This is a genomic window from Nocardia tengchongensis (genome assembly GCF_054781395.1).
Window position 1 is genome coordinate 352,611 of the sequence record NZ_BAAGUM010000006.1, and the last position, 19,570, is coordinate 372,180.

General features: G+C 68.8%; 22 protein-coding genes. 6 read left to right on the plus strand and 16 right to left on the minus strand.

Going from position 1 to position 19,570, the window contains the following annotated elements:
• The first annotated feature begins 44 nt into the window (after window positions 1–44).
• Both ACYVKL_RS12695 and ACYVKL_RS12700 read left to right on the plus strand, forming a co-directional pair.
• Window positions 45–644, plus strand: coding sequence for a TetR/AcrR family transcriptional regulator (locus tag ACYVKL_RS12695; protein ID WP_357191986.1), 600 nt, complete (start codon window positions 45–47; stop codon window positions 642–644).
• A gap of 222 nt (window positions 645–866) precedes the next feature.
• Window positions 867–2,273 (plus strand): DUF4132 domain-containing protein, encoded by a 1,407-nt coding sequence (locus tag ACYVKL_RS12700; RefSeq protein WP_379162517.1) that lies wholly within the window; start codon window positions 867–869, stop codon window positions 2,271–2,273.
• Here the strand turns inward: ACYVKL_RS12700 and ACYVKL_RS12705 are convergent.
• Genes ACYVKL_RS12705 through ACYVKL_RS12720 form a run of 4 tightly spaced genes read right to left on the minus strand, consistent with a single transcriptional unit; the run spans window position 2,249 to window position 5,597 of the window.
• Window positions 2,249–3,721: an FAD-binding protein gene (locus ACYVKL_RS12705; protein ID WP_379162520.1), complete on the minus strand. Its 1,473-nt coding sequence runs from the start codon at window positions 3,719–3,721 to the stop codon at window positions 2,249–2,251. The genes ACYVKL_RS12700 and ACYVKL_RS12705 overlap by 25 nt on opposite strands.
• The gene (locus ACYVKL_RS12710) at window positions 3,718–4,218 is read right to left on the minus strand and encodes a VOC family protein (protein WP_379162523.1); all 501 of its coding nucleotides are present in this window, start codon (window positions 4,216–4,218) and stop codon (window positions 3,718–3,720) included. Before ACYVKL_RS12710 ends, ACYVKL_RS12705 begins: the two co-directional genes overlap by 4 nt.
• A gap of 37 nt (window positions 4,219–4,255) precedes the next feature.
• Window positions 4,256–4,915: a TMEM175 family protein gene (locus ACYVKL_RS12715; RefSeq protein WP_213559941.1), complete on the minus strand. Its 660-nt coding sequence runs from the start codon at window positions 4,913–4,915 to the stop codon at window positions 4,256–4,258.
• Window positions 4,908–5,597 (minus strand): VC0807 family protein, encoded by a 690-nt coding sequence (locus ACYVKL_RS12720; RefSeq protein WP_379162526.1) that lies wholly within the window; start codon window positions 5,595–5,597, stop codon window positions 4,908–4,910. Before ACYVKL_RS12720 ends, ACYVKL_RS12715 begins: the two co-directional genes overlap by 8 nt.
• A gap of 177 nt (window positions 5,598–5,774) precedes the next feature.
• Between ACYVKL_RS12720 and ACYVKL_RS12725 the strand changes: the two genes are divergently transcribed.
• Window positions 5,775–6,566 carry a VOC family protein gene (locus ACYVKL_RS12725; RefSeq protein ID WP_379162529.1) on the plus strand — a complete coding sequence of 264 codons (792 nt, stop codon included), beginning with the start codon at window positions 5,775–5,777 and terminating at the stop codon, window positions 6,564–6,566.
• 136 nt (window positions 6,567–6,702) lie between these two features.
• Here ACYVKL_RS12725 and ACYVKL_RS12730 read toward each other — a convergent pair whose 3' ends face one another.
• The 11 genes from ACYVKL_RS12730 to ACYVKL_RS12780 form a co-directional block, all read right to left on the minus strand.
• A complete protein-coding gene (locus tag ACYVKL_RS12730) occupies window positions 6,703–7,560 on the minus strand; it encodes a fumarylacetoacetate hydrolase family protein (protein ID WP_379162532.1) in 858 nt (285 codons plus the stop codon).
• A complete protein-coding gene (locus tag ACYVKL_RS12735) occupies window positions 7,557–8,720 on the minus strand; it encodes a glycerate kinase (protein WP_379162535.1) in 1,164 nt (387 codons plus the stop codon). The genes ACYVKL_RS12730 and ACYVKL_RS12735 overlap by 4 nt, the downstream gene beginning before the upstream one ends.
• 9 nt (window positions 8,721–8,729) lie before the next feature.
• Window positions 8,730–10,508 carry a glyoxylate carboligase gene (gene gcl, locus ACYVKL_RS12740; RefSeq protein ID WP_379162538.1) on the minus strand — a complete coding sequence of 593 codons (1,779 nt, stop codon included), beginning with the start codon at window positions 10,506–10,508 and terminating at the stop codon, window positions 8,730–8,732.
• 2 nt (window positions 10,509–10,510) lie between these two features.
• Window positions 10,511–11,401, minus strand: coding sequence for a 2-hydroxy-3-oxopropionate reductase (locus ACYVKL_RS12745; protein ID WP_379162541.1), 891 nt, complete (start codon window positions 11,399–11,401; stop codon window positions 10,511–10,513).
• Window positions 11,402–11,441: 40 nt separating this feature from the next.
• A complete protein-coding gene (locus ACYVKL_RS12750; protein WP_379162544.1) occupies window positions 11,442–12,263 on the minus strand; it encodes a hydroxypyruvate isomerase family protein in 822 nt (273 codons plus the stop codon).
• A gap of 160 nt (window positions 12,264–12,423) precedes the next feature.
• Window positions 12,424–13,830, minus strand: a complete 1,407-nt coding sequence (locus tag ACYVKL_RS12755) for a nucleobase:cation symporter-2 family protein (protein ID WP_379162547.1) — start codon at window positions 13,828–13,830, stop codon at window positions 12,424–12,426.
• A 46-nt stretch (window positions 13,831–13,876) separates the two neighbouring features.
• Window positions 13,877–14,782 (minus strand): factor-independent urate hydroxylase, encoded by a 906-nt coding sequence (pucL, locus tag ACYVKL_RS12760; RefSeq protein ID WP_379162550.1) that lies wholly within the window; start codon window positions 14,780–14,782, stop codon window positions 13,877–13,879.
• A 6-nt stretch (window positions 14,783–14,788) separates the two neighbouring features.
• The gene (gene uraH / locus ACYVKL_RS12765; protein WP_379162553.1) at window positions 14,789–15,124 is read right to left on the minus strand and encodes a hydroxyisourate hydrolase; all 336 of its coding nucleotides are present in this window, start codon (window positions 15,122–15,124) and stop codon (window positions 14,789–14,791) included.
• Window positions 15,121–15,618 (minus strand): 2-oxo-4-hydroxy-4-carboxy-5-ureidoimidazoline decarboxylase, encoded by a 498-nt coding sequence (gene uraD, locus ACYVKL_RS12770; protein ID WP_379162556.1) that lies wholly within the window; start codon window positions 15,616–15,618, stop codon window positions 15,121–15,123. The genes uraH and uraD overlap by 4 nt, the downstream gene beginning before the upstream one ends.
• Before the next feature lie 138 nt (window positions 15,619–15,756).
• Entirely contained in the window at window positions 15,757–16,146 is a 390-nt protein-coding gene (locus ACYVKL_RS12775) for a helix-turn-helix domain-containing protein (protein WP_379162559.1), read from the minus strand.
• Entirely contained in the window at window positions 16,139–16,378 is a 240-nt protein-coding gene (locus tag ACYVKL_RS12780; RefSeq protein WP_213559929.1) for a thiamine-binding protein, read from the minus strand. Before ACYVKL_RS12780 ends, ACYVKL_RS12775 begins: the two co-directional genes overlap by 8 nt.
• A 48-nt stretch (window positions 16,379–16,426) precedes the next feature.
• Here ACYVKL_RS12780 and ACYVKL_RS12785 point away from each other — a divergent pair, with 48 nt between their 5' ends.
• The gene (locus tag ACYVKL_RS12785; protein WP_379162563.1) at window positions 16,427–17,191 is read left to right on the plus strand and encodes an IclR family transcriptional regulator; all 765 of its coding nucleotides are present in this window, start codon (window positions 16,427–16,429) and stop codon (window positions 17,189–17,191) included.
• Between the two features lies 1 nt (window position 17,192).
• On the opposite strand, the gene ACYVKL_RS12790 is transcribed toward ACYVKL_RS12785, so the two are convergent.
• Complete coding sequence (locus ACYVKL_RS12790) at window positions 17,193–18,266, minus strand: hypothetical protein (protein ID WP_379162566.1); 1,074 nt, start codon at window positions 18,264–18,266, stop codon at window positions 17,193–17,195.
• Window positions 18,267–18,453: 187 nt separating this feature from the next.
• On the opposite strand from ACYVKL_RS12790, the gene ACYVKL_RS12795 reads away from it, so the two are divergent.
• Window positions 18,454–18,855, plus strand: coding sequence for a CD225/dispanin family protein (locus ACYVKL_RS12795; protein WP_379162568.1), 402 nt, complete (start codon window positions 18,454–18,456; stop codon window positions 18,853–18,855).
• 139 nt (window positions 18,856–18,994) lie between these two features.
• A complete protein-coding gene (locus tag ACYVKL_RS12800) occupies window positions 18,995–19,555 on the plus strand; it encodes a hypothetical protein (protein WP_379162570.1) in 561 nt (186 codons plus the stop codon).
• The last annotated feature ends 15 nt before the right edge of the window (window positions 19,556–19,570 follow it).

Genomic DNA, 19,570 nt, shown 5'->3' on the forward strand with positions numbered 1-19,570 from the left:
AAACGACAGTGACGATCGAAGGCAGGCAGTACGGCGGACGCGCCGTGACCGAACGAAAAGCCGAGCGCCGGCAGCGATTCCTGGACGCGGCCATCCGAATCTTCGGCGAGCGCGGCTACGCCAACTGTTCGCTGGCCGATGTATGCGCGGCCGCCGGACTCTCCAAACGCCAGTTCTACGAGGAATTCCAGACCCGCGAGGACGTGCTGGTCGCCGCCTACGACCAGATCCAGGATCAGGCCGCCGCGGCCCTGGCGACGGCGCTGAGCGCGATGGGACCGGACCCGGACCCGGCCGAGTCCGTGACCCAGGCCTTCTCGGCCTTCCTGAACTCGATCGGTGCGGACGCCTTCCGCGCCCGGGTCGCCTTCGTCGAGGTCGTCGGCGTGAGTGAACGCATGGAACAACACCGCCGCGCCCGCCGCCACGCCTGGGGCGACACCCTGCGCCTGGCCGTGCAGCCGTTGGCCGGCCCGGACGCGACCCTGCGCGGCACCCCGGAACTGGCCACCAGCGCCCTGATCGGCGCGATCAACGGCCTGGCCCACGAATGGCTGCTCTCGGACCCGCGCCCGCCGGTCCGCGATCTGGTGGAAGTGCTGGTCCCCATGACGGTCTCACTGATCACACGCGACGCGGACTAGCCGAGGCCACCGGACCACCGCCGCTCCCGCAGCAGCGGCGTGGATTCCGATCCCGCGACCCGCGTCAGCCACGCGCCTCATCAACACACCCTCGATGCCCTCGGCCTGCCGCAGGACGACGGCCGATCAGGCCGCGACGGTGTGGATTCCAGTTCTGCACGACACCGTGCAATCCCCCACTGAACGTCGCGACGCCCCGATTCGGGCGCCGTCGAGCCGACGATGCCGCCGCCTGCCGACAATCTGTCGGTGCCCGGCGGCAAGATCAGGGGCATGACCGACGGGGAGCGGCGCTGGGCCGACCCGCACGCCACGGAGGCGGTGCGGAAGCTGCTGCGCCGGCATCGAGCCGCGGTGGAGACCGTGCTGACGGCCGCCCGGGTGGACGGGCTGGACGAACTCGCCGATGCCGCAGCCGAGTACATCGCCGCGCCCGACCGAGCCTGTGCGCCGGAAGGCGCGGCAATCGCCTTCGCCATCGCACAGCACGCGGCGGTCGCCTACCGGACCGGGGCGCGGCGGGAGCAGGAGTTCATCGATCGGTTCATCGACAGCTGGATGATCGAACACGGGCATGTGTTCACGACCGGTGCGGCCGTGGCCCGGTCGGGCATTCGGGTGGAGGAGCCGGAGCCGCGCGCGGGCCGGATGACCCCGTGGCTGCGCGTGACCGCGCCTGGAGAGGAGCCCGAGCCCGCCGCCGAGGCGCTGCACGCGCGGGTGCGCGAACGGCTCGGGGAAGCGCCCGAGATCACGCGCCCGGATGCGACGCGAGTGGCCGTGGAGCCGAAATCGGTGACGACCGAGCAGATTCGGCGGCTCGAGGCGGCCATGGTGGACGGCAGACGGTGGCGGGCGGCCGCGTATCTGCGGTTGGTGCTCGAGGATCCCGCGCTCGGACAGGTTGCGCGGCGGCTGGTCTGGGCGAGCTTCGATAGCCGCACCGCCGTGGCGGGAAAGTCGGCGGTAGCAGGCACGTCCAGGGTGGCGGGCACGTCCGCGGTCGCGGGCACGTCCACGGTGGCAGGTACCTCCACTGTCGCGGGCACCCCCACAGGCGCGGGCACCTCCGCGGTGGCAGGCAAGTCCTCGGTGGCAGGCAAGTCCTCGGTGGCAGGCGAATTCGGGGTGGCGGGGGCGTTCCGGGTGGACGCGGAGGGCGTACTTGTCGGCGCGGATGACCAGCCGGTCGAACTGCCCGGCAACGCACTGGTGGGTGTGGCCCACCCGATCCATCTGGGAGATTCGCTCGCGGACTGGCGGAAGGTCTTCGACGACAACCGGTTACGGCAGCCGTTCGAGCAGCTCGAGCGGCGGATACACACCCTTACCGCCGAGGAGGCGGGCTCGAATCTGCTGGCCCGCTTCACTGATCGCCCGGTTCGCACCGATCGGGTGTTCGGCCTGCAACAGCTGGGGTGGGAGGTGTCGCGGGAGATCCTGATTCGCCGCTTCGGCCCGGCCCGGGAGGTGCGGGTCAGGCTGGAGCCCGGGTTCGCGGGCGGTTTCCGCGACGAGCCCGAGCTGCAGCGGGTGCTGGCGGTGGAGCTCCGAGGCGGCACGTTCGGGGTGCTGGACCCTGTGACCGTCTCGGAGCTGATCCGTCAGTTGGAGCGGCTGGCGGCGTGACGTCCGGCGCGGCGGCCGAAGAAGGAGCCCGCGCCGAGCTGGGTGCCGCTGGAGTAGCCCTTGCCGTCCTGGGCCAGGGTGGAGGCGGTCGCGCCCGCCGCGTAGAGGCCCGGGATGGGTGATCCGTTGTCCCGCAGTACTTCCGAGTCGACCGAGGTGCGCAGGCCGCCGAGGGTGAAGCCCGCGTAGAGCGCCTTGCCCAGGGTGAGGTCGAAGGCCGCCCACGGCCCCTGGTCCTGGGGCTGGAGCCATTCGGCGGCCTTGTGGAAGTCGGGGTCTTCGCCGCGCGCCGCGTTCTCGTTGTAGCGGTCGAGCGTGGATCGCAGTGTCTCGGCGGGGATTCCGAGTGCGGCGGCCATTTCCTCGACGGTCTCCCAGCCGTCGATGAACGGTGCGAGCGGGAACATGGGCCGTTCCATGTGCTCGGAGTCCACGATCAGATAGGCGATCGCGCCGGGCTGGTCGAGCACGTAGGCGGAGGTGCGCGCGTGGTAGGAGTCCTCGGCGACGAACCGTTCGCCCTTGTGGTTCACCACGATTCCGGTCAGCAGCTTCGACGGCGGGTAGACCGGCGCGGTGACGAACGCCTGGTCCATCATGCGGGTCACGCCGCCCGCGGAGACGCCGAGCCGGATGCCGAGCCCGTCGTCGAACGGGGTGCCGAGCACGAAGGGCTTCTCGGTCAGCCACGGCACATTCTCGGCCACCATGTCGGTGTTCATGACGAAGCCGCCGGCGGCCAGCACCACCGACTTCGCTTTGACCGCACCGGTTCTTTTAGAAGACCCTGTCCCGAGGCTCTTCCACTCGACGCCGACCACGGCCCCGTCGGCGTCGACGACCAGGTTGGTCACCCCGGTCTCGTAGCGCACTTCGACGCCGAGGGTGGCGGCCCGCTTCACCAGCAGGTCGATGATCATGGCCGCACCCTGGGTGTCGCCGGGTACCGGAACCTTGTGGCCACGCGGCGCGGGAACCGCCTGTTCCCGGTAGGGCCAGACCTTTTCGTTGCCGGTGTACATCAGCCCCTGGGTGCCGGGCTGGATGACGGCCTTCTCCGGGTAGTAGCTGCGCTCGAATTCGAAGCCGAGGCTCTCCAGCCAGTCGAAGTGTTCGACGCTGCCTTCGCAGTAGGCGCGGATCTTGTCCGGCTCGGGGTCGCGCGCCACCGACAGCAGGTACTTGTACATCTCTTCGACCGAGTCCGTGTGGCCGGTCGCCTGCTGTACGGCGGTGCCGCCGCCGAGATAGAAGTGCCCGCCCGCGAGCGCGGTGGTGCCGCCCGCCACGCCGGCCCGTTCCAGCACCAGCACGCGGGCCCCGCGCGTGGCCGCCTCGACCGCCGCACAGCCGCCCGCGATGCCGAATCCGGCGACGACCACGTCGACCTCGTCGGACCAGTCGGTAATGGATTCCGCCGCAACGGTTTCCGGGATCTGCGTGCTCACTGGGCACCCTTCTTGATCTGCTCGAAGAACAGCCGCATGTTCGGCCCGATCTCGGCGAGTTCGATGTACGGTACGCCCGAGTCCGTGCCGTCGAGGTAGGCGAACCGCATCTCCCCGCCCATATCGCCCCGCTGCACCACCGGAATCCCCCGGGCCGCGGCGTCTTTCAGCGCGGCGTCGAAGTCCTCGGGTTCCATACAGACATGGTGCAGGCCCGGACCGCCGCGCTCGAGGAATTCGGTATAGATCGACTTCCCGCGCACCGGCTGGATCAGCTCGAGCTGGGTGTCGCCGCTGTAGGACAGCGAGATGTGGGCGGTGAAGTCGGCCGGTTCGCCCCGGTACCGGCAGGTCTCGGGCGCGAAGTGGATATCGGGCATCCGCATCCAGCCGCCCGCCCCCATGGTGGTTTTCAGGAATCGTTCACTGGCCTCGATGTCCGTGACGACCCATGCGATCTGGGTGACCGGCCCGCCGGCCACGCTCGTGCTGTCCATCTCGGCAGTTAATCACAATCGCTTAATTTGGCAAGGGCTACTCGTCGTCCGGATCGTCCTCCGACGGCGCCGTCCACCCTTTGTTGCTCAACCCGTAGAACGTCGCCACCAGCAGATACAGCACCAGGGCCGCGATCGGCGACAGGAATCCGACCCCGACGCACACCCCGTACACCAGAATCCCGGGCCAGGCCCGCCAGCTCTCGCGCCGTGCGTAATCCGCGCCCAACCCCGGCTTCAGCATCTCCGGCCGCTTCGCCAGCCGCCACCACATGGGCGCCCACGGCACGGTCATCAGCACTCCGACGATCCCGTACAGCCCGACCGCCACCACCGCGTCCCGATGCGTCCCGTGCACCACGTTCTCGGCCACCACCATGGTCGGGAACGGCACCAGCGAAATCCCCAGCAGCAGCATCAGATTCCACCACCGCAGCACGTGGTCGATCCGCCGCAACCGCCCGAAGAAGGTGTGGTGGTTCATCCACACCACCCCGATCGTCATGAACGACGCCAGATACGCCACATACGACGGCCAGATATGCCCGAGCGCCTGCAGCAGCCGACCCGGCTCGTGCTCGGGCACCCGGATCTCCAAAATCAACAGGGTGATGGCAATTGCCATCACCCCGTCGCTGAACGCTTCCACCCGAGCGGTTCCCGCCAGCGTGCGTTCCGGAACCGATCCCTCACTCATGGATCGAAGCGTAACCCGGTTCCTCGATCGGCTCAGTTCGCTTGACCCGCTTGACCGTTCGCACCGTAATGATGGTCATGATCGCGGTGACGCCGATCATCAACACGCTCGACAGCCAGGTCATGGTGTGGATGGGCAGACGGTAGACGAGGACCACCCGGAGGACCGACTCGCCGGCCAGCCCGACACCCCACATGAGGGCGATCCGGTTCAGCAGTCGGCGGACCAGCGGGTTGGTGCGGAACTTGTGGTCCAGCTGGGCCAGCTTCTCGGGGGATCCCGCCAGACCCTTGCGGGCCGCCACGTAGGTCAAGGGCTTGCCGAGCAGCGCGCTGACCAGGAAGGCGAGCCCGATCGCCGCGGTGGTGACCGAGTCCCGCACGATGATCATCCGGGCATCCCCGCTGATCAGCGAACTGCCGATGCCGAAGGCGAATCCCGCGAGGATGAGCGCGGCCAGCGCGTCGACCTTCCGCGCCCGGATCACCCCGGCCAGGACCACGGCGCCGGAGAACAGCGCCCCCGCCATCAAGGCGATGAAGTCGGAGTAGCCCGCGGCGTGCAGCACGTAGTAGGCGGCGAGGGGCACCGCGATGTCACGGATCGTCGGCGCGAGCATTCGCAGCACATTCGGCCGTCCGGCGGCCTGCGGGGCGGGCGCGGCGAGGGTGTGGTCAGCCATGATGGAAGCTCCTGTAATCGGTTTCTGCGCTACAGGAATGACGCTACGGAGACCGCCGCCCCGCCGAATCTGCCAACCATCACCTCCCGGCCATGACAGTTGTCACGGGCGATGATTTCCCCAGCGCCGTGTCGTCTCCATTCCCAGGAGACGAAGACATCGATTCGAGGAGTTGACATGTCCTATTCAACGCAGCCCGGCGATCCGATCTGGACCGATCTCTTCACCACCGACCCCGAGGGCGCCATGGCCTTCTACGGTGAGCTGTTCGGCTGGACCGCCGAGGTTTCGCCCGAGCACGGGAACTACATCACCTTCCGCAAGGATGGGAAGGCGGTGGCGGGCGGGATGGCCGACGACGGTTCGGGCGGGCCGAGCCAGTGGATGGTGTACCTGGCCAGCACCGATGCCGAGGCCACGGCCGAGAAGGTGACGGCGGCGGGTGGCAGGACCGTGGTGCCGGTGATGCCGGTGGCCGAGCTCGGCAAGTTCGGGGTGTTCGGCGACAACGGCGGGGTCGGGATCGGGGTGTGGGAGCCCGGCACCATGACCGGGTTCGAGCAGCGCGGCGTGGTGGGCGACGGGAAGTGGGAAGGCCATGTGGGCGCGCCCTCCTGGTTCGAACTGCACACCCGCAGCTATGACGACGCGTTGAAGTTCTATCGGGAGGCGTTCGGCTGGCAGGATCCGTTCACGATCGCCGAGACGCCCGAATTCCGCTACACCACAATCCATTCCATGACGCCGATGCTGGGTGGCGTGATGGATTCGTCGAGTTTCCTGCCGCCCGCGGTGCCCGGGTATTGGGCGGTGTACTTCGGTGTCGAGGAGGTGGACGCTTCGGTGCGGAAGGTCGCGGAGCTGGGCGGCAGCGTGGTGCGGCCGCCGGAGGACACCCCGTACGGGCGGCTGGCGGCGGTGGCCGATCCGTCCGGCGTGCGATTCAGCCTGGGCGGCAACAAGTCCTGAGCGGCCCCGACAGGACGAACGGCCCGGCCTCCACAGCGGCCGGGCCGTTCGAATCATCCCGTGGCGACGAGGTCAGCGCCCCAGCAGCGCGTCGGGCGTCGTCGCGGGAAGTCTCAGCGGTGCGGGACGGTTCGGTTCAGCCGCGCACCCCGGTGGCCAGGGTCTGCTGCCTGCCGAGTCCGGCGACCTCCACGACGACCACATCGCCGTCGCGCAGATACGGCTTCGGCTCGGGCCGGCTGACCGCGACGCCCGCCGGGGTGCCGGTGAGCACCAGATCGCCGGGTTCCAGGGTCATCAGTGTGCTCAGGTAGCACAGCACCTCGCCGACCCCGGACACCATGTCGCCGGTCGAACCGGCTTGCCGCTGTTCACCATTGACCCACAGGTGCAGGCGCAGCGCCTGCGGTTGGGCGACCTCGTCGGGGGTGACCAGCCATGGCCCGATCGGGGTGAAGGTGTCGAAGGACTTGCCTTTCACCCAGGTCGGTTCGCCCGCGATGCCATTGCGTTCGGTGACGTCGTTGGCGGTGACATAGCCGCCCACCGCCCCCAGCGCGGTGGCGGCGTCGGGGCAGTCACGCAGCCGGCGGCCGATCACCACGCCCAGCTCCACCTCGTGATCGGTGGCGGCGCTGTCGCGCGGCAGTTCGATGGCGTCGTAGGGACCGCTCACCGTGGTGCCCGGCTTGAGGAACACGACCGGGCGTTCGGGGATGGCCGCGCCGATGGCGGCGGCGTGGTCGGTGTAGTTCAGCCCGACCCCGATCACCTTGCCGGGACGGGCGATCGGCGCTCCGATCCGGGCGGCGGCATCCACCTCGCGCAGGGTCCCCGACGCCAGCGCCCGCTGGATCGCACCGAGGGCGACCGGATCACCCAGCAGCGCACCGTCGATCTCGGCAGCGACAGCCGAGACATCGCGCAGCACTCCCTGTTCGTCGATGGCCGCGGGCCGCTCGGCGCCCTTGGCCCCTACTCGCAACAGTTTCATGCTTCGCCTCCGGACTGCTCGGATACCGTCGCCGCCACGGCGGGTAGATAGTCGTCCGCGACGCGAACGCCCAACTGCTGCAACAGCATCAACCCGGCGCTCAGGCAGCGCTGTTCGTCCGGTTCGATCTCGATGAGTGAGTACACCGCCGCGAAACCGGCGGCACGGGACCGCTCCGGCGGCAAGGTGTTCCGGCCGCACACCGCGACCACCGGCACGCCCGCCGCCCGCGCGGCCGCGGCGACGCCGGCCGGCGCCTTGCCGTGCAGGGTCTGCTCGTCGAGCTTCCCCTCACCGGTGATGACCAGGTCGACGCCGGCCAGCCGCTCGTCGAATCCGACCAGCTCCAGCATCAATTCGATGCCGGGCCGCAAGGTCGCGCCGAGCACCGCGAGCGCGGCGAATCCGACGCCCCCCGCGGCGCCGGCCCCCGCCGCGGCACGCCGATCCGACCCGAGCTCGGCAGCCAGCCGCCCCGCCCACTGCCCGAGCGCGGCGTCCAACTCGGCTACCTGGGCCGGATCGGCGCCCTTCTGCGGTCCGTAGACCGCGGCGGCCCCGAGGGGCCCGGTGAGCGGATTGTCGACGTCGCAGGCCACGATGACCTCGACGCCGTCCATCCGCTCGCGCAGGGCGGTCAGGTCGATGGAGGCCACCCGGGTGAGCGCCGCCCCGCCGTCGCCGACGGGTCGCCCCGCATCGTCGAGCAGCCGAGCGCCGAGCGCCTCCAACAGTCCTGCGCCGCCGTCGGTTCCGGCGCTGCCGCCGATCCCGAGGACGATGCGGCGGCAGCCCGCCGCCACCGCCTCCGCCATCACCTCACCGGTGCCCCGGCTGGTGGCGGTCATCGGGTGCGGGCGGCCTTCCGGCAGCCGCACCAGGCCCGACACGTCGGCCAGTTCCACGACGGCGAGATCGCCGCGGCGGGCGTAGGCGGTCAGCACCGGTTCCCCGGTCGGCCCGGACGCGGTCAACGGGACCGCGTCGAACCCGGCCGCGAGGGCGGCGGCGACGGTGCCGTCACCGCCGTCGGCGACCGGCACCACCGACACCGAGGCGTCGGGGCGCGTCCGCCGGATTCCGGCTCGCACGGCGGCCCCGACCTGCACCGCGGTCAGCGAGCCTTTGAATTTGTCGGAGGCGATCAGCACACGAGCCATGGGAATCCTCTAGTCCAGCGGGACGGTGGCGGTCGGGGCGTCGGCGAACGCGGAGGCCAGCTCCTCGAACTCCACGACCTGGTCGATCCCGGCCGCGCCCATGGACACATTGGTGACGCGCTCGAGAATGCACTCGACCACGACGGGCACCTTGTACTCGGCCATCAGCGACTTGGCCTTCTCGAACGCGGGACCGATGTCCTGCGGCTCGAAGACGCGAATCGCCTTGCAGCCCAGCCCTTCCGCGACCTTCACGTGGTCCACGCCGTAACCGTTGACCTCGGGCGAGTTGATGTTCTCGAAGTCCAGCTGCACGTAGTAGTCCATGTCGAACGCCCGCTGCGCCTGACGGATCAGGCCCAGGTACGAGTTGTTCACCAGCACATGGATGTACGGAATGTTGAACTGCGCGCCGACCGCCAATTCCTCGATCAGGAACTGGAAGTCGTAGTCACCGGACAGCGCCACGACCGGCTCGTCCTCGACCGCGGTGGCCACACCCAGCGCGGCGGGCAGGGTCCAGCCCAGCGGCCCGGCCTGACCGGCGTTGATCCAGTGCCGCGGCTTGTACACGTGCAGCATCTGCGACGCCTGGATCTGCGACAGACCAATCGTGGTGACGTAGCGGGTTTCCGGGCCGAACGCCTTGTTCATCTCCTCGTACACGCGCGCCGGCTTCAGCGGCACGTTCTCGAAGTGCGTCTTGCGCTGACCGGTGGCGCGCTTGGCACGCACCTCCTCGACCCACTCGCTGTGGTCGGTCAAACCGCCCACCTTGTCGAGGGATTCGGCGACGGCGATGAACTGCTCCAGCGCGGCACCGGCATCGGAAACAACGCCGTAGTCGGGCGCGAAGACCCGGCCGATCTGGGTCGGCTCGATATCGACGTGCACGAAGGTGCGGTCCTTGGTGTAGACGTCGAGCGCACCGGTGTGGCGGTTGGCCCACCGGTTACCGATGCCCAGCACGAAGTCCGCGGCCAGCAGCGACTCGTTGCCGTAGATGTGGGAGGTCTGCAGACCCACCATGCCCGCGTTCAGCTCGTGGTCGTCGGGAATGGTGCCCCAGCCCATCAGGGTCGGGACCACCGGAACACCGGTCAGCTCGGCGAACTTCACCAGCAGCTCGTCGGCGTCGGCGTTGATGATGCCGCCGCCCGCGATGATCAGCGGACGCTCGGCGGCGTTCAGCATCGCCAGCACCTTGGCGGCCTGCGCCGGGGTGGCGGCGGGGCGCACGACCGGCAGCGGCTCGTAGGTCTCGATGTCGAACTCGATCTCGGCCAGCTGCACGTCGATCGGCAGGTCGATGAGCACCGGGCCCGGGCGGCCTTCGCGCATGAGCCAGAACGCCTTCTGGAACGCGCCCGGCACCTGCGCGGGCTCCAGCACGGTGGTGGCCCACTTGGCCAGCGGCTTGGCGATGGAGGCGATGTCGACGGCCTGGAAGTCCTCCTTGTGCAGTTTGGCCACGGGCGCCTGGCCCGTGATGCACAGGATCGGAATGGAATCCGCGGAGGCGGCGTACAGGCCGGTCACCATGTCGGTGCCCGCGGGACCCGAGGTCCCGATGCAGATGCCGATATTGCCGGGCTGCGCCCGGGTGAAGCCCTCGGCCATGTGCGAGGCGGCCTCGACGTGGCGGGCCAGCACGTGCTTGATGCCGCCGTGCTTCTTCATGGCGCTGTAGAAGGGGTTGATCGCGGCGCCGGGCAGGCCGAAAGCCTGTGTGGCCCCTTCCTTCTCCAGGATCAGGACCGCCGCGTCGACGGTGCGCATCCGGGTCATGCTCAGTTCTCCTTGTCCAGCGAGCCGCTCAGGCGCTCGACGCCACGCAGCAGGGCCGAGTGGTCCAGGTGGCCGTCGCCGTTGGCGCGGGCCGAGGCGACCAGCTGCGCGATCAGCGAGCCGGCCGGGGTCACCAGACCGGCCTCGCGGGCGGCGGTGGTGAAGATGCCCATGTCCTTGTGGTGCAGGTCGATGCGGAAGCCGGGCGCGAACTCGCGGTTGATCATCTTGTCGCGCTTCTGGTTCAGCACGGCCGAACCGGCCAGGCCGCCGCCCAGCACGTCCAGTGCCGGACCCAGCTCGACGCCGTAGGCCTCGAGGAACACCACGGCCTCGGCCACGGCCTGGATGTTGGTGGCCACGATCAGCTGGTTGGCGGCCTTCACGGTCTGGCCCGCGCCATTGGTGCCGACGTGCACGATGGTCTTGCCGACGGTGTCGAAAAGCGGCTCGGCGGTGGCGAAGTCCTCGGCCGCGCCGCCGACCATGATCGACAGGGTGGCGTTGACCGCGCCCGGCTCACCACCGGAGACGGGGGCGTCGAGCAGGCGGAAGCCACGCTCGGCGGCCTGCTTGGCCAGCTCCTGGGTGACGTCCGGGCGGATGGACGAGAAGTCGATGATCAGCGCGCCGGGCTCGGCGGTCTCGAAAACACCCTTCTCCCCGGCCAGCACCTCCTGCACGTGCGGGGAGTCCGGCACCATCACGGCGATGACGTCGGCGCCGCGCACGGCGTCGGCGATGGAGGTGACGGCCCGGCCGCCCGCGTCGACCAGCGGCTGCGCCTGCGCGGGGCTGCGGTCGAAGCCCTTGACGGCGTGGCCGGCGTTCTGCAGGTGGACGGCCATCGGGCTGCCCATGATGCCGAGGCCGATGAAAGCGATGTTGGTCATGATCTGTTCCCTAAGTCGTTGAATGTCAAAAGTTTTCGGTCTACTTGGCGGCTCGGCGCTCGCGCGGCAGCCATTCGAAGGCGTCCTCGGAACGGCCGGAAGGCTTGTACTCGAGGCCGACCCAGCCGCGGTAGCCGCGCGAGGCGAGGTCGGTGAGCTGGAGCTCGAGCTGCAGTTCACCGGTGCCGGGCTCGTTGCGGCCGGGGTTGTCGGCGATCTGCACGTGAGCGATGCGGTCGGTGTGCTCGGTGATCACCTTGTCCACGTCGTCGCCGTTGACGGCGAGGTGGTAGAGGTCGGCGAGCAGGCCGATGTTCGATACCCCGGAATGCGCCTGCACCTTGTCGATGACGGCGAGGCCGTCGGCGGCGGTCAGCAGCGGGTAACGCGGTGCGCCGGAGGCGGGTTCGACCAGCACGGTGGCCCCGATGCGGGCGGCGGCCAGCGCTGCGACGGAGAGGTTCTCGACGGCCAGCTCGTCCTGCTGCTCGGGGGTGGCGTCGTCGACGCGGTTGCCGTAGAGGGCGTTGAAAGCCTTGGTGCCCAGGCGTTCTCCGATGCCCACGGTGACGTCGATGTTGTCCTCGAGCTCGGCAGCGCGAGCCGGCCAGGAGACCAGGCCGCGGTCGCCGCCCGGCATGTCACCGGCGAAGAAGTTCAGGCCGATCAGCTGCACGCCCGCGTTCTGGACCGCGGTCACGAAGGCGTCCACATCCTTGTCGGACGGGACCGCCTCGGCGAACGGCCACCAGAACTCGATGGCGTCGAATCCGGCCTGCCGCACGGCTTCCGGGCGCTCCAGGACGGGCAGCTCGGTGTACAGCAGCGAGCAGTTCACGGCGTAGTTCAGCGTGTGGGTCATCAGGAATCCCTCCAGTCGTTCCCGCAGGTTCTCCGCTGTTTTCCATAATGCGGAAATGTTTTTTCGGTATATGAAAATGCTAGAGCTCCCGGAACAAGCCCGTCAAGAGAGTTCCGGGAGCTACCGGCCGGTAGAGCAGGAAATATACGAAGTTGCCGAGTCAGTCGCGGATGTCGTCGTCCAGGCGTTCGCCCAGATCGTCCTTCAGGTCCTCGGCTGCGGCGAACACCGAAGCGCCCGCCCGGTTTCCACTGGTGATCTCGTTGAACACCAGGTTCAACACGATCGCCACCACGGCGGTGGCACTGATCCCGGAGTGCATGATCACCCCGAGCCAGGTCGGGAACTTGTCCCAGAACGTCGGCGCGGCAATCGGAATCAAGCCCACACCCAAGGCCACCGCGACGATGACCATGTTCAGATTGTCGGTGAAGTCCACCCGCGCCAGCGTGCGGATACCGCTCGCCGCCACCGAGCCGAACAGCACGATGCCCGCACCGCCCAGCACCGGATACGGAATCCCGGCCACCACCGCGCCCACCACCGGGAACAGCCCCAGCAGCACCAGCACCAAACCGCCCGCGGCGACCACGAACCGGCTCTTGATGCCGGTCAGCGCCACCAGACCCACGTTCTGCGCGAAAGCGCTGCACGGGAAGCTGCCGAACACCGGCGCGACGGTCGTGGACAGCATGTCGGCCCGCAGACCGGCCGCCACTCGCGCGGAATCCACCTCGGTGCCGACGATCTCACCGATGGCGAGGATGTCGGCGGTGGTCTCGGTCATGATCACCAGGATCACGATGGTCATCGACACGATCGCCCCGACCTCGAAGGTCGGCCCGCCGAAGTGCAGGATCGGCGGCAGCGCAATGATTTTCGCGTCCTTCACCGCACCGAAGTCGGCGTGGTGGGTGAGCACGGCGAGCACCGTGCCGACCGCCAGGCCCAGCAGGATCGACAGCCGTGAGATCGCGCCCTGGAACAGCCTGCTGATCACCAGGATGATGAGCAGCGTGAGCCCGGCGAAACCGATATTGCCCATGGAGCCGTAATCGGCGGCCTTCGGATTGTTGCCCATCGCCCACCGGAATGCGGTGGGCAGCAACGAGAGTCCGATCACCGTGATGATCGTCCCGGTCACCACCGCCGGGAACAGGCGCACCAGCTTGGCGAAGAAGCTGGACAGCGCCAGGCCGATCAGACCGGCGACGATGATCGCCCCGAAGACCGGCCGGAGTCCGCCGTCGCTCGCGATGGTTACCATCGTGGAGACGCTGGCGAACGAAATGCCCTGCACGATCGGCAATCTGGAGCCGACCGGCCCGATTCCGAGGGTCTGGAGCAGGGTGGCCAGGCCGGAGAGGAACAGGCCCGCTGTCACCAGCAGAGCCATGTCCGACACCGAGAGCCCGGCCGCACCGCCGACGATCAGTGGCGGCGCGATCACGCCGCCGTACATCGTCAGGATGTGCTGAGTTCCGTAGATCGCCAACTGCCCCAACGAATGTCGAGCATCCTCGGGACGGGTGACGATCACTGACACGCGGCTCTGGTCATCGCCCATCGCCGCACCTCCTAGTTCAGGAAGAGGGGGATCCGGCTGAGTCCCGTCAGCAAAAGCCGGGGGTGGCGAGCCAGGCGTTGCCGGCTTCGCGGGCGTCGTCGCGCTCGACGGTGGCCTCGATGAGGCCGTAGGGGCGATCCGCGGCGATGAAGACCTCGCCCGAGTTCTCCACGTTGAAGGGGCTGAGGTCCACCAGGAAGTGGTGCTTGTTCGGTGCGGAGAAACGGATCTCGGCGACCTCGGTGAACTGCTCGAGCACCGCGCGGCCCATGGAGTACAGGGTCTGCTGCAGCGCGAGCGAGTGCACCACGGCGAACTGCCGCAGGATGGTCTTGAGGATGGCGTCGTAGGTCTTGTCCCAGTCGACGTCGGTGTGGTTGTAGCGCCACTTGGCCACCAGCGAGGTCGCCATGATGCGGTCGTTCGTCGGCTGCAGAGTGGTGTACTTGTCCTTGAAGAAGCCGTGGAATTCCGAGCCGGTGGTCTTGAGCAGGGTCAGGTCCCGCACCCCGGATACCACGTGCGCCACCCGATCCGGGCCGACGCCGTCGACGTTCACCACGGTGGTGCGAATGCCCTGGCCCGACTTCACGAACGAGTGGTCGTGGCCGGAGCCGTCGACCTCGATGCGATCCCAGGAGTACTCCTCGACCTCCACACGCGCGCCGGTGGCGGTGGGGGCGCGGGAGATGAAGTGGTCGGCGAGGGTGAGGCCGAACTCCTCGATGGAGTGCACGCCCTTCTCCTTGGCGAAGGAGAAGGCGGTGTTCTTCTGGGTGTCGGTGGGCAGCACGTCGCCCTGGTCACCGGTGATGTGGGCATCGGCGAACTCGCCGCGCAGCGCCGAGGAGACGTTCAGGTCGCGGATCTGGTGGCGCGGGGTGTCGCGGTAGACACGGACGACGCGGTTCTCGGCCTTGCCGTACTGGTTCTGTCCCAGCTTGATTGCCATGTGAGTTCAGCTTCCTCGGTAGGTGGAATAGGCGAAGGGGCTCATCAGCAGGGGCACGTGGTAGTGCTCGCCGGGCTCGCCCGCCACGATGAACGTGATCGACACCGTGGGATAGAAGTAGGTCTGTCGCGTTGCGGCGGAATAGGACTCGATGTCGAAGGTGAGCCGGTAGTGCCCCGCCTCGAGGCCCTCGGGGCCGAGGTCGCGGATGCGGCCGTCGTCATCGGTCTTGCCCTCGGCCAGCACCCGGGTCTCGGGGCCGAGGTGTTCCAGCCGGACCGGGACGCCGGCGGCGGGCTTGCCGAGCGCGGAGTCCAGGATGTGCGTCGTAATGGTGCTCATTGTTCGAAGACCTTTCGCAGGCGGAGGACGGCGATCTTGCGCAATTCTCCGGCCACCACGGCCGCCTCGGCGGCATCGTCATTGGTGAGGCGCTCGCGCAGATTCGTGAGGATCTGCTCGGCGGAGAGGCCGGTGGCGCAGATCAGGAAGACCCGGCCGAACCGCTGCTCGTAGGCGCGGTTGCCGTCGAGCAGCTGGGCCGAGACGGCCGCGTCCTGCCCGACCCCGGCCTGTTCCTGCCGCGACCAGGCCGATCCGGTCCCGGTGCCGCTGACCCGCTCGCCGATGCGGGGGTGCGCGGCCAGCGCGCGGTTCACATCGGCTCCGGTCAGGGCGCCGGCGAGTTCGTCGGCCCGGGCGAGCAGGCCGTCGATGTCGGCATAGGGCCGGTCGGCCAGCAGGCTGTCGACCCAGGCGGGCACGTCACAGCAGGTCAGCAGGTCCGGCCGGAGTCGATCACCGGCTGTCGAATTGAATTCGCTCAACGTCACCATCGGCGCAACCTCTCTCGGATAACGGAAGGGTGATTCCGCCACCCGAGAAGAGTGGCACGGGCCACAACAACCCGTCAACAGTTTGTTGAAAATATACAGAGGGTGCAGGTCAGCGCAATGGTGAGCGCCGCGGAGCGGTCAGGCGCGCTCGCGGTTGAGGTAGTTGTAGACGGTGAAGCGGGTGACGCCCAGCGCCGCCGCCACCGTCTCGGCGGACTTGCGGAAGGTGAACGCGCCGCGCTCTTCCAGCAACCGCACGGCACGCTGCTTGTCGACGCGCGGCAACTCGGTGAGTGGACCGCCCAGTTCGGCAGCCACCTCGTCGAGCAGCCGCTCCAGACCGCCCAGCGTGTCGGCCTCCGGCTGACCGAAGCGCACACACGCCAGCGTCTGCCCCTCCCACACCAGCGGGACATCCTCGGCGGTCGCCTCGTGCGCGGGCACCAGCCGCCCGCCGGTCTTCTCCAGCAGTGGTGCGAGAGTCACCAGAACCGGGTGGGAAGCATCCACCGGCGAACCCTCAGTCATCCTGTTCGACCTGCATGGTCACCCGGGTCGCGCCGTGCGCGAAGGCGGTCACCATGATCTCGCCCAGCACCGGCAGCAGCCGCTCGTCCGACCCGGCCACCGAGGTGCCGAGCGGACCGAAATCGCACTCCAAACCGGCCGATTCGGCGAGCTCGAGGGCCGCCAGCGCATGCGGCGGCGCCTCCCCTTCGCCGTGGAACGGTTCGGTCGTGAACTCCGCGCGTAGCCGCATGCGCCCCAGGCTACTATTCCGGCATTCGGAAAAACTAAGGAGGACCGGGTGCCCGCAGCGAGGGAGTCCAAGGGCGGCACCGGGGGTGTGCAATCCATCGAGCGCGCGTTCGGACTACTGGAACTCATGGCCGACGAGGGCGGCATGATGGGGCTTTCCCAGCTGGCCACCGCCTCCGGACTGCCGCTGCCCACCATCCACCGCCTGGTCCGCACCCTGGTGGATCTCGGCTACCTGCACCAGGAGCCGTCGCGGAAATATGTGCTGGGCCCCAAGCTGATCAAGCTCGGCGAGAGCTCCTCCCAGATGCTGTCGGTGCTGGCCCGGCCGCACCTGGCGCGGCTGGTCGACGAACTGGGCGAGTCCGCGAACATGGCGATGCTCGACGGCGATCAGATCGTCTATGTGGCACAGGTGCAGTCGCGGCACTCCATGCGGATGTTCACCGAAGTGGGGCGCCGGGTGCTGCCGCACTGCACGGCCGTCGGCAAGGCGATCCTGGCCGGATCACCGCCGGACCTCACCCGGGAACTGTTGCGGCGCACCGGAATGCCGCGCTACACCGACACCACCATCACCGAACCCGAGGAATTCGCTCGCCAGCTCGAGCAGGCCGCGCGCACCGGGTACGCCATGGACGAGGGCGAGCAGGAGCTGGGCGTGCGATGCGTGGCCGTCGCCGTCCCGAAGGCGCCTGCCCGGCTGGCGATTTCCGTGTCCGGCCCGGTGGGACGCATGACCGAGGAGCTGGTCGAGCGGGCCGCGCCGCTGCTGACGGAGGTCGCCGCGGCGCTGTCCGACGACCTCCAGTAGGTCAGCGCGTTCGGCGCAGCACGATCGGGCCGCCCGGCAGTGGCAGGGTCAGGTCATCGAGGGTCGCGGTCGCCTTGAACTCTCGGAATCTGGCTGTGCCGGTGAGAGTTCGGATGGCTGCGGCCAGGGCCGGGGGCTGTTCCGGCAGCTCGTCGAGCACGGACTGCGGGACCTCGATCGCGGCGAGATATTCGCGGGGCGCACCGGTGAGGCCGTCGGCGGCTCGCAGCAGTCGCAGGCCGTCCACCAGGTGCAGGCGCAGGTCCACGCACGCCTCACCGGCACACAGTCGCAGCGGCGCGGGCGAGGCGGCATAGTCGAAATCGGTTGTGCCCAAGGTCCACTGGGCCGGATCGGCATACCCGTAGTCGATCCCGGACGGCCCGGCCAGGGTCTCGTCGGAGTGGTCGCCGGGGCGATTGTCGAACAGATCCGCGGTCAGGCCCGCGCCGGTCGCCTCGAAGCTCCAGCTCGCGTCCGGATCGACCGGCTTGTGCCAGTACCCGGTCCGGCCGCCGCTGCGACCCTCGACGCGCAGCTCCCGGTCCGAGGAGTCCCCGCCGGTCTGATGGATGCTGACCGCCGAAGTGATCTCACCCGGAATCTTGGGCTGCCGCACCCAGTCCGGGGCGGGCAGCTGGTTGGCGGCGTACGCCTTCGGACCGAAGAGCGTGTCGATCTCGTCCATGCTCAGGTTGGGCGCCGCCGGCTTGCCGCGCTGATCGTCGTAGGAATAGCGGAAGAAGATGTCGTCCGCGCCGGACATGTCGAAATCCCACAGTCGGGTGTACATGTCGCCGAACCGGTTGATCACCAGCGTGGTCGAGCCCGCCGAGCTGAGGTTGACCGCCTCGTAGCGGCCGTGCTTCGGAGTGGGCATCTCGTAGGAGTAGTCGTCGGGCGCGGTGGGATCGCCGCCGGGCAACCACGGATCCAGGATCGCGATCCGATTGCCCTGCTCGCTCAGCACATACGCGGTGGTGACGCCCGCGCCGCCGACCGGCTGCCGGTTGTCGGAGGCGTCGGTCCAGAATCCGTCCTGCTGCCAGTAGCCCGGGCGGAGTGAGGGAATCATCGTCGGGATGCGATTGTCCAGCCAGTCCGGTGCAGCGGTGATATTCCGCGGTGCCCGCGCAGCCGTGTCCAGCTACGCAGGGACCTCACCGGCGGTTCTCGGCCACCTACCAGACAACGGTGTCGTAATCGATCTCACAGGGTTCGCGAAACCTCGCGGACCAGGCAAATTCGAAAAGGATTCCGCCATGACCGCACCCGACCCGGCCGCCACACCCGACGAGCCCCGGACCACCGAACTCCCGGCGCCCGCCCCGACCGCAAATATCCAGAAAACGGCGACCCGCCCACCGAACAATATCGGCTGGGCCGTAGCCTCCCTGCTGTTCTTCTGGCCGCTGTCGTTCTCCGCGTTCACCCACGCCCTCGAGGTCTTCCCGTTGTGGAGCGAAGGCGACGCCGACGGGGCCCGGTACGCCTCCGGCCGAGCCCGCTACCTCGGCATTCTCTCCCTGTGGATCGGCGGTGCACTGCTCGTCGTGTTCGCCGCGCTCTATATCGTGGGCATGCTGGTGCTCTTGCACCACGGCCATCACGGCCACCACAACTGGGGTGGCCCCGGCCCGCGAATGGGCCACGGCGGGCGATAGTTCCGAGATCCGGACGATCCGTGCGGCCTCCGGTTCCGAATGAAGATGCGAACGGCATCGAAACTACGGAATGAGGTCACCTATGGGCAGTGCCCAGGCTAAGAGTCCCGTTCGTCCGGCATTTCGGCGCGCCGCCAAATTGGCTGTCGTCAGTGCCCTTCCGCTGTCCCTCACCCTGCTGGGTGCCGGACCCGCACTCGCGGAGGAGCCGGCGGCGGCCGTCCAGCCCGCCGACGCCATCCCCGATTCGGCCATCCAGATCGGCACCGTCCGGCTCGAGCAGCCGTTCTTCCTGACCGCCGAGCAGACGCAGCAGATCAACACCGCCTCGGCGAACGCGGAAGCCGTTCTGGCGCAGGCGCTCCAGGCGGCCGGGGTCGATCAACCGCGGGCGACCCACGTCGCCAAGAAGGTGATCGGCGATGCGGCGATCGGCGCGGCCGTCGGCGCCACCGCCGCGAGCCCGATCGCCTCCGTCGGCGCTGTGATCGGCGCCGTGTCCGGACTCGTCGCCGGGCTCCCCTTCGCACCGATCGGTCTCGTGGTGGTTCCGGTGGTGGGAGCGGCCCTCGGCTATGCCTTCGTCGCCGTACCGTTCGCGGCTCTCGGCGCGGGCGTCGGCGCCGTGGTCGGCACGGCGGACGGGTTCATCAGCCCGCCCGCGGCGAGCATCCCGGCGGGGGCGGCAGCGAACAGCTGAATGCCATTGGAACGC

Excerpts from the sequence above, each read along its gene's own strand:
- ACYVKL_RS12700 (WP_379162517.1), top strand. The coding sequence starts at position 867 with ATGCCGCCGCCTGCCGACAATCTGTCGGTGCCCGGCGGCAAGATCAGG.
- ACYVKL_RS12710 (WP_379162523.1), bottom strand. The coding sequence starts at position 4,218 with ATGGACAGCACGAGCGTGGCCGGCGGGCCGGTCACCCAGATCGCATGG.
- ACYVKL_RS12715 (WP_213559941.1), bottom strand. The coding sequence starts at position 4,915 with ATGAGTGAGGGATCGGTTCCGGAACGCACGCTGGCGGGAACCGCTCGG.
- ACYVKL_RS12720 (WP_379162526.1), bottom strand. The coding sequence starts at position 5,597 with ATGGCTGACCACACCCTCGCCGCGCCCGCCCCGCAGGCCGCCGGACGG.
- ACYVKL_RS12725 (WP_379162529.1), top strand. The coding sequence starts at position 5,775 with ATGTCCTATTCAACGCAGCCCGGCGATCCGATCTGGACCGATCTCTTC.
- ACYVKL_RS12730 (WP_379162532.1), bottom strand. The coding sequence starts at position 7,560 with ATGAAACTGTTGCGAGTAGGGGCCAAGGGCGCCGAGCGGCCCGCGGCC.
- ACYVKL_RS12735 (WP_379162535.1), bottom strand. The coding sequence starts at position 8,720 with ATGGCTCGTGTGCTGATCGCCTCCGACAAATTCAAAGGCTCGCTGACC.
- gcl (WP_379162538.1), bottom strand. The coding sequence starts at position 10,508 with ATGACCCGGATGCGCACCGTCGACGCGGCGGTCCTGATCCTGGAGAAG.
- ACYVKL_RS12745 (WP_379162541.1), bottom strand. The coding sequence starts at position 11,401 with ATGACCAACATCGCTTTCATCGGCCTCGGCATCATGGGCAGCCCGATG.
- ACYVKL_RS12750 (WP_379162544.1), bottom strand. The coding sequence starts at position 12,263 with ATGACCCACACGCTGAACTACGCCGTGAACTGCTCGCTGCTGTACACC.
- ACYVKL_RS12755 (WP_379162547.1), bottom strand. The coding sequence starts at position 13,830 with ATGGGCGATGACCAGAGCCGCGTGTCAGTGATCGTCACCCGTCCCGAG.
- pucL (WP_379162550.1), bottom strand. The coding sequence starts at position 14,782 with ATGGCAATCAAGCTGGGACAGAACCAGTACGGCAAGGCCGAGAACCGC.
- uraH (WP_379162553.1), bottom strand. The coding sequence starts at position 15,124 with ATGAGCACCATTACGACGCACATCCTGGACTCCGCGCTCGGCAAGCCC.
- uraD (WP_379162556.1), bottom strand. The coding sequence starts at position 15,618 with ATGGTGACGTTGAGCGAATTCAATTCGACAGCCGGTGATCGACTCCGG.
- ACYVKL_RS12775 (WP_379162559.1), bottom strand. The coding sequence starts at position 16,146 with ATGACTGAGGGTTCGCCGGTGGATGCTTCCCACCCGGTTCTGGTGACT.
- ACYVKL_RS12780 (WP_213559929.1), bottom strand. The coding sequence starts at position 16,378 with ATGCGGCTACGCGCGGAGTTCACGACCGAACCGTTCCACGGCGAAGGG.
- ACYVKL_RS12790 (WP_379162566.1), bottom strand. The coding sequence starts at position 18,266 with ATGATTCCCTCACTCCGCCCGGGCTACTGGCAGCAGGACGGATTCTGG.
- ACYVKL_RS12795 (WP_379162568.1), top strand. The coding sequence starts at position 18,454 with ATGACCGCACCCGACCCGGCCGCCACACCCGACGAGCCCCGGACCACC.